Source organism: Planktothricoides sp. SR001 (assembly GCF_001276715.1).
GTDB lineage: Bacteria > Cyanobacteriota > Cyanobacteriia > Cyanobacteriales > Laspinemataceae > Planktothricoides > Planktothricoides raciborskii.
Genome location: NZ_LIUQ01000068.1, coordinates 1 through 7,597 on the forward strand (window position 1 = coordinate 1; position 7,597 = coordinate 7,597).

Genomic DNA, 7,597 nt, shown 5'->3' on the forward strand with positions numbered 1-7,597 from the left:
ATTGCGATCGCCGATTTCACGATAAATGTTTAATGCAGTTTCTAAAGACTGAATTGCGGCTTGGTATTGGCTAGTTGTATATTGTTGTCTTCCCTGCTCTAATAATCGGTCTGCTTCGGCTTTTCGTTCTGTAACTGTTTGGGCGAATACTCCATTACCCATCTCAAATTTTTTCCCCAATAGGAGTGGGGAGGGAATTGTTAGGGTTAAACTTGCTAATAAAGTGAATAAAGTTGTTAATCCTAGACGCGGGTTAATGGTACTGGGGTAGATACTTCAGGTATTAGTATCAATTTAACCTCGTTTTTGGCGAGCGGCAAGATTATTAAAAAATTGTTATTAAAGTTATTAAAATTTTACATTTTTTTTACCTATCTGCCAGGGAGGGCGGGTTGCTACCTCTTCGCACTTGCGCCCTGCCTTCCCTGAAACTTTTGTGAATTGGGCATGGCATCTTATTAATGTATGGCGGTAGTCTCGTGGTATAGGACACTTACCAAGCCAAAAGAACTAATACCAATTTCAAAAATTATTGCTACAATTTCGGGGTTAATTGGGGCGCTTGCGCTCCTGCCCATTGCGCGGTGGGCGCTTGGACGTAGCCCCCTACCCACTACCAATAACTACAGCGATCGCTTATTTGATTGTCCCGGATGTGGTGGGTTACGGCGGAGGAAGCTAAATATTGAAATGTTTTCCGCCAAATTTTCACCGCCTAACCCACCCTATTAATAACTGCTATAGCAAAATAAAGATGTCGATCCCCCCAACCCCCTCCCCCCTGCCCGTTCGCGAAGCGTGCCGGAGGCATTTGGCGGTCAAACGGGGGTGAGGGGCTTTGCACGAATTTTGCAAGAAGTCTAATATCTTTTGCAGAAGAAGATAAATTTTGCCGTTGTTTGTGAGTTGTTTCTAACACAGTAATGGCAGGAGACATTAAAATTGTATGTTTTTCAATTAAAAATTTTCCTTCTTCATCTACCAAGGCAGCAAAAGGTAGATAAAATAAAGAATCTGTGGAAACAAAAATCACTCGTTCATCCGGGTTAGTGGGTAATAAATTTTCAACTGGTTTAATTAACAGTTGATTTCTTGTAATTCTCGATATTGAGGCGGATTAATATGGACATATCGACATTTTGTCTGGCTTGTTCCCGCTCATCAGCCCTGGAATTAAATAAATAACTGCCTTCCAAAAACTGCCTTCCAAATTAGAGGAGAGAGGAGAGAGGAGAGAGGAGAGAGAATATCTTTCCTATTTACTCTTTCCTATGCCTCCTCTTTCCTCTTTCCTATAATGAAGTCTGTAGTGAATTTATTTATATCGGTTTATAAGATCGTCTTCAAACTTTCCGCTTGTTTATTCAAAGTTTCTACTCCCTGCTTAGTATAACTGATAGCTTTCACACTTTCCGCCGATTTTTGGTTCAGATCGACCATAATATGCACCAGTTCTTCCATAGAAACTGCTTGTTTTTTCGCATTAAAAGACATTTGTTGATTACTAATAAACACCTCATTGGCTGCCTGCCGCACGCCACTAAAAGCTTGAGCCGCTTGTTCCGCAATAGTCATCCCAGTTTCCAGGGTTTTTGCCCCCGCTTGGGTGGCTTGAACCGTAGCCGCGATCGCCCCTTGAAGTTCTGGCACGATCGCATTAATATTTTCTGCTGCCTTCCGACTTTCATCGGAAAGTTTGCGAATTTCGGCGGCCACCACCCCAAAACCCTGCCCATGTTCACCAGCGCGGACTGCTTCCACCGAAGCATTCAAAGCTAACATATTCGTTTGCTTGGCCAAATCGCTCACCACGCGAGCTAAATTGGTAATATTACCAATCTGAGAGGTTTGACTTCCTAATCGTTGCGCTTGCTGAGAAATAACTGCCACTTTTTCTTGCACCGAAAGCAGCCCCTTCAGAGTTTCTTTTACCAAGCTATCTCCCCGATCTGCTAAAGTTAATGACTGCTGGGCATTTTTCGCCACGTTTTCCGCTTCTTGGGCGGTTTGTTGGGCAAATTTTCCCAAATCCTCCAGAGTATTGCTAGTATCATTAACCGTTGAAGACTGATGGTATAAAAGGATCTCTTGTTGATTTAACGTTGTCAAAACTTCCAAAGAAAAATTTGAAATATTATTAATTAAAATTTTTAAGCGATTAATTAATTTACGAATTTGTATAACCGAAAATGGTAAAACAATCGCCAAAGTAATCAAGACAATAGAAACATTAAACTTCTTCAAGTCGTCAACTGGTTTAGTAATTTGTTTTCGGTCAGTTTTGAAAATTAATTTTAAATAAGAGTTTTCGTCTTTATTTAAAGGAATACCATAAGAGTTAAAAAAAGTATTGTTAAGCGTCAAACCATCAACATCCTGGTTGATGGAGATTAATTTACTGGCTAAATCTGATTGATAATCTTTAAAGATTGTTTCATTATGATTTAAATCAAAGCCCCATTGCTTTTCCGGATCTTTATGATATAAATAATATCCATCTTGATTTACTAATATCACTTCAGATGTTTGATTAAGGTGGAAATTTTTAATCATATCAAATACAGGTTCAGCGGACACCTTACTCATCAGCATTCCTTTTCTTTGACCCATGACATCAAAAATTGGCATCCCATAATAAATCACTGGCTGATAAGGAGTAGCGATCGCGCCCCGCTCCTTATTTAATTGTAAGGATGAAGTATAAATTTCGCGAGAATTTAATTTGCTCGTTTCCTGAAAAAATACTCCATCCGACTTATTTTCTAGCTGATTGGGCGGAGTCGCGGTGATCTTTGTCCCATCTGAATCCACTCTGACCATTTCGTCTCCTTTTTCATTTAAATAGCGAAGCTCCATATAAGCAGAATTATTTTTCATCGTCGCTTCAAAAATCCCATTCAGTCGTTTTACCCAAATCTCATAAGAAGAGTTTTGTTGGCGATCGATGCCGCCCGCTTCTCTAGCGCGGATAATTCCTTGAACCGGGGGTACTTCACTTAAAAATAAAAGGTCTTTTTGAAAAATTTGTATAAAGTTAACGATTTTTTCCGTATTTTGCACTCCTTGGTTATTCGTCTGCTGTAAATATAAGTCCGTTAAAGCATTGGAGTAAACCGAAATGCTATAACCTCCCAGAACGAATACCGGAAATAAAATACTACAAATGAGCAGAGACACCAATTGATTTTGGATTTTTTTGAAGAAAGCGTTCATAACTATTGATTAAGTTCCCTCTTTAAACCAGGTTTCAGCAATAAGTAGGTGAAGATAATTAATTGCACTTTTCGTTCCCCGCCGATAGGCTTTGAATTCCCGCCTGTAGGAAGGAGAGAGAATAGAGAATAGAGAATAGAGAATAGAGAATAGAGAATTTTCCTCTTTCCTATGCATCCTCTTTCCTCTTTCCTATGCATCCTCTTTCCTATGCATCCTCTTTCCTATGCATCCTCTTTCCTCTAATGGGGTCTGTGGTGCATTTATTTCTGCCCGTAAACTTATTAGACAATATTATACAATATTAGACAATACCTTGCAGGGTTTGAGCCGCTTGGCTGAGTTCTTGGGTGCGGGTTTTCACTTGACTAATTCCCTGAACATTTTCCTGTGCCGATGAGTTCAAGCTATTCATCGCATCGACCACTTGTTGAATGGCCGTCACCTGCTGTTCTGCGTTCAAGGAAATTTGCTGGCAACTTAGGACCATATCATTAATCGCATTGCTGACCCCAGAAAAAGCTTTCTCTGTCTCTTGGGCAATTTTTACTCCGTCTTCTACAGTTTTTGTCCCTTCATCAGTCACCATTACCGTGAGGTCAATAGAATTTTGGATATCTGCTACTAATGTATTAATTTTTTCAGCGGAATTTTTGCTTTGGTCGGCGAGTTTACGAATTTCACTGGCCACCACCCCAAATCCCTTACCATGTTCGCCAGCCCGAACTGCTTCCACGGAAGCATTCAGGGCTAACATATTGGTTTGGTTGGCTAGGTCAGCCACAATGGTGGAAATATTGCCAATTTGATTGGTTTGTTGGCTGAGTCGCATAATTTGTTGCGCGATCGCCCCAACCTTTTCCCGGAGAGTATTCATCCCTTCGAGGGTATCTTCTACCGCATTACTGCCTTGCTTGGACAAATTTAACGCCTGACGAGCTCCGTGAGCGGATCCTTCCGCTTGCTCTGCGGACTGTCGAGCGGAATTATTCAACTCATTCATAGTGCTAGTTGTTTGATTCACCGCCATCGCTTGTTGGCTGGTACTGCGTTCTTGCTGTTCCATTGTGCTGGCAATTTCTACCGATGATTCGGCGATGACATTGGCAATTTCCGTAATCGTGCGGGTAGTGCGATTGGCAAATAAAGCCGCAATAATGCTCACCACTACAGAGGTGATTATCACCACCACAGTCAATACCCAAAACAACTGTTTTTCTGTAGCAAAAACTTCTTTCGTATCGTGAGTGACAACCACACTCCAGTTAAGGTTAGCTACTTCGGCGATCGCGGGTATAGGGATATAAGTGATCAGTATATTTTCCTTGGTGGCAGGATTAAACAATTCTTGACTGATGCTTTGCTTATTTTGGGATAACTGGCGAAATTCGGGAATCTGATTCTCAATTTTTTGCCCCACTAGACTCTGGTTACTAGAGAGAAATATACTCCCTTCCCCATCAATGAGATGATAATTTTCACTCTGAAATTTTTCCGAGGCTTCCGCTAATCGTTCCGCAGCGAAGCTCACGACTTTTGTCAACTCTTTTACCGGCATAAGTGTACGCACCACGCCCATCGGCTGTGAACTGTTGATATTCCGTAAAGGTGCGGCCATAAGAATGACATACTCACCTCCTTGTTCTCTGCGTTTGACAACGGTGATTTGATTGGTGCGTTGGACTTGCTGAAAATAGTCTTCGTTGCTAATGTTAGAGACAGCAGATCCCTGGGTTTGTAACATGACTTTGCCGGTGAGGTCAGAGACCAAGATGCTTTGATACATCCCATAAGATTGGCGAAAGTTTTCCATCAGCGCATTCAGTGGATTATATGTTCTCCCGGAAACGACTTTTTGATCGTTGAAAATACCCAAACCAGAGATAACTTTCAGATCGTTGACCCGTTCGCTGGTCAGTTGATGGATGCGATTGCTGATGCCAATTGCCAGAGTTTTTTGATAGCGAATAACTCCAGTTTTAATCGTTGGGTTGGTGATCCAATAAGCGATCATTCCGGTGGCGATTACCGGGATAGTTCCCAGGGCGATGGCAAAGATAATTGATTGATTTCTTAGAGACATTTTATAAGACATTACTCTAGATTACATTGATTTATAGCCAGCGGAGCCTGCGGATTTATTTGGTGAAATTTTTTGCCCAAAAAAAATCCAAGCCCGCAACTACCACACCGCAGATATGTATTAATCTTCAGTGTTTATGATAGTCTATAATCTTAGCATATTTAGTTATGAATCGTTAAGTTTTATAAAATAATTATCAAAAAACTTAAATTATGTTACCTGAGATAAAAGCAAAGCCACTGAGCAGACTAATTTTGGTAAATGGCCGGCTAATTGGGTGACTATCGCCCTGGCTTTAGAGCCTAAAATTTAAAATTAGACCATAAAAATATAACGGACAAATCTCGCCTTTCTCGGAGGGAGAGTCTGGGGAATATCTGGGGTCTGGGGAATATCTGGGGAATAGATTAAACTGCCCGATCGCCCAAAAAAGACTTTAAGTGCCAAGCTAATTGGTGCAGTTTTTGGATTTGAATCGTTGTTTCAGCGATGCCACAAGCCATAGTCATACCGATTTCCTCTAATTGCTCTTTAGAATCCAACAGTTGCTCGCTATTAGCCGCTTGCTGTTGGCTAGACAACGCCAATTGTGAAATCTGAATTTTAATTTGTTCACACAGAATCAACAGGCGATCGCTCAATTCACTAGGACTGGTGAATCCATCATGGCTGATTAAATCCGGGCTGATTGGGTATTGATTGTTTCCCCCCCAACTGGGGGCATAAAAAGAGATATTCGAGGCCAGATTCGCCGATTCACCGACAATTTGATTCAGTGTGCGATCCAGTTTTTGCGCGTAATTGGTTATATTTTTAAGTTCGGTATTTAAAAACAAAAACATTCGATAATTTTCTGTATATTTATGGCCAATTTTCAGGCTAATATTAAGGGAAAGTTTTTTGCTGTAATCCACTAGGCGATCGCTAATTTCCCGGAGAGATTTAATCTGCTGAAGCTGAGAACGAACTTCGCTCAAATGTATGGAAAGTTCGGCAAAATCTCGATCGATGGATGTGGAATTTTCCCTGGATAACTGGCAAAATTCACGTAATTCTTGCAGTTGAGGCGTGGTGAGACTCAATATCTGGGCTTGATTTTGGCCACTCTGTTGGTGATCGTTCATTTCTTGGACGATCGCCCCTGAAGATTTTACTATGGGTTCAAGCAACTGCTTCGCCTTGCCCAAAATGCGATCGGCCATCACCAAACCCAGGGCGATCGCCAACAGGGAAAAAATCAAAGTCGCCAAAGCCCCCAGGAACACTAACTGCCGCATTGAAGTATTAACTGCTTGGATTTTTAGCGACTCTGCGTGAATTTCGGCCATTCTCACCCGCTCAATTTCTGCGGTTAATGCTAACCAAATTTGCCGACTTTCATCCGCACCAATAGCCCGAATCGCCTGGTCAGTTTTTCCGGATGCGATCGAAGCTAAAATATATTGATTTAAATCATTTAATTCTTTAGCCAGGAGCAAAATTTTTTGTCCCGAATTTGCCGATTCGAGCGGCATATCTGTTTTCCGTTGCTCCCAAACAGCGATCGCATTGTTCAATTGCCGCAAATTGACATCATAAGACTCAAGAAAAACCTGGTCTTTTGTACTAACATAGCCCAAGATAGATTCTTGGAGTTTAATTTTAGCCTCAGACAGTTGATTTGCCAGTAAGTTTTGGCTAATTTCTGGGGTTTGGTGGGCAAATTTTTGAGCATTCAGGTAAAAGTAAGCAGGGGCGATCGCTCCAGGAATACTTAAAAACACCAGATAAACTAAATAAGACAAAAAAATGCGGGATTTCAGCGTTAAATTAGCCAACATGATTCTCCTAGAAATGGCACATTAGCCCTTGTGAACTGAGTAAGCATTGCCAGTCAATTCCTTTATTCGAGGATAATCCGCCATTATCCGTATTCTGGTCTAGATTTAATTTTGTTGTTGGTTGTTGGTTGTTGGGTAGGGATTCTTTGTTGGTTGGGGAACGGGGAACAGTTATCGGGGAACGGGGAAAGTGAAAAGTTAAAAGTGAAAAGTGATGCATTGAAAAGTCGTAGGGGCTTTCTGGCCATATAGCCTGACGGATTATGCTTCGCAAGGACGCCCGTACAAGTGAAAAGTTAAAAGTGAAAATTCGTAGGGGCTTTCTGGCCATATAGCCTGACGGATTATGCTTCGCAAGGAAGCCCGTACAAAAGAAGTATCACTATTCACTATCTACTATTGACTATTGACTATTGACTATTTAGTATTTAATACTCGTTATTTACTATTTATTATTCACTATTCCCTGTTCCCTGTTCCC

4 protein-coding genes are annotated in these 7,597 nt (G+C 41.2%); all 4 read right to left on the reverse strand.

The features are described from left to right. Window positions 1-715 precede the first annotated feature (715 nt). The 4 genes from AM228_RS25515 to AM228_RS25535 all read right to left on the reverse strand — a co-directional run bounded on the left by AM228_RS25515 (window position 716) and on the right by AM228_RS25535 (window position 7,116). Window positions 716-1,108 carry a CHAT domain-containing protein gene (locus tag AM228_RS25515; RefSeq protein ID WP_082349091.1) on the reverse strand — a complete coding sequence of 131 codons (393 nt, stop codon included), beginning with the start codon at window positions 1,106-1,108 and terminating at the stop codon, window positions 716-718. A gap of 221 nt (window positions 1,109-1,329) precedes the next feature. Next, the gene (locus AM228_RS25520; RefSeq protein ID WP_054469739.1) at window positions 1,330-3,213 is read right to left on the reverse strand and encodes a methyl-accepting chemotaxis protein; all 1,884 of its coding nucleotides are present in this window, start codon (window positions 3,211-3,213) and stop codon (window positions 1,330-1,332) included. A gap of 304 nt (window positions 3,214-3,517) precedes the next feature. Then, window positions 3,518-5,296, reverse strand: a complete 1,779-nt coding sequence (locus AM228_RS33565; RefSeq protein WP_197285413.1) for a methyl-accepting chemotaxis protein — start codon at window positions 5,294-5,296, stop codon at window positions 3,518-3,520. A 407-nt stretch (window positions 5,297-5,703) separates the two neighbouring features. Continuing rightward, window positions 5,704-7,116, reverse strand: coding sequence for a hypothetical protein (locus AM228_RS25535; RefSeq protein ID WP_054469742.1), 1,413 nt, complete (start codon window positions 7,114-7,116; stop codon window positions 5,704-5,706). Window positions 7,117-7,597: the final 481 nt, after the last annotated feature.